Raw genomic sequence first — 1029 nt, 5'->3', positions numbered from 1 at the left:
TGGCCGGTATTAAGTGCTTTAAGAGGCACTGTTGCAAATAGTCGGTGGTGATAAACTTATCATCCCCTTTTGCTGATGGAGCTGCACATGAACCCATTCAAAGGCCGGCATTTTCAGCGTGACATCATTCTGTGGGCCGTACGCTGGTACTGCAAATACGGCATCAGTTACCGTGAGCTGCAGGAGATGCTGGCTGAACGCGGAGTGAATGTCGATCACTCCACGATTTACCGCTGGGTTCAGCGTTATGCGCCTGAAATGGAAAAACGGCTGCGCTGGTACTGGCGTAACCCTTCCGATCTTTGCCCGTGGCACATGGATGAAACCTACGTGAAGGTCAATGGCCGCTGGGCGTATCTGTACCGGGCCGTCGACAGCCGGGGCCGCACTGTCGATTTTTATCTCTCCTCCCGTCGTAACAGCAAAGCTGCATACCGGTTTCTGGGTAAAATCCTCAACAACGTGAAGAAGTGGCAGATCCCGCGATTCATCAACACGGATAAAGCGCCCGCCTATGGTCGCGCGCTTGCTCTGCTCAAACGCGAAGGCCGGTGCCCGTCTGACGTTGAACACCGACAGATTAAGTACCGGAACAACGTGATTGAATGCGATCATGGCAAACTGAAACGGATAATCGGCGCCACGCTGGGATTTAAATCCATGAAGACGGCTTACGCCACCATCAAAGGTATTGAGGTGATGCGTGCACTACGCAAAGGCCAGGCCTCAGCATTTTATTATGGTGATCCCCTGGGCGAAATGCGCCTGGTAAGCAGAGTTTTTGAAATGTAAGGCCTTTGAATAAGACAAAAGGCTGCCTCATCGCTAACTTTGCAACAGTGTCTTTTCAACACAAGCGTGATCATCGGTGCATCCGCACCCTATACATTTAGCAGTGAGCATAAGCGCCTCCCCAAGTAAATTAACAACATCATAGTATCATTATGTGATACTGTAAATATTAAAAAGAAAGCGGCCATAGCCGCCCTTCCGAAGTAATTTTCCTTTAGTGGTTGTCTTGGCCCTGTT

General features: G+C 50.1%; 1 protein-coding gene. It reads left to right on the top strand.

The window, feature by feature from the left end:
• The first annotated feature begins 87 nt into the window (after positions 1–87).
• Positions 88–792 (top strand): IS6-like element IS26 family transposase, encoded by a 705-nt coding sequence (locus tag R7Z77_RS24235; RefSeq protein WP_001067855.1) that lies wholly within the window; start codon positions 88–90, stop codon positions 790–792.
• Positions 793–1029 lie beyond the last annotated feature (237 nt).

The organism is Vibrio sp. 1401 (genome assembly GCF_033340295.1).
This window is presented reverse-complemented; position numbering and strand designations above follow the sequence as displayed.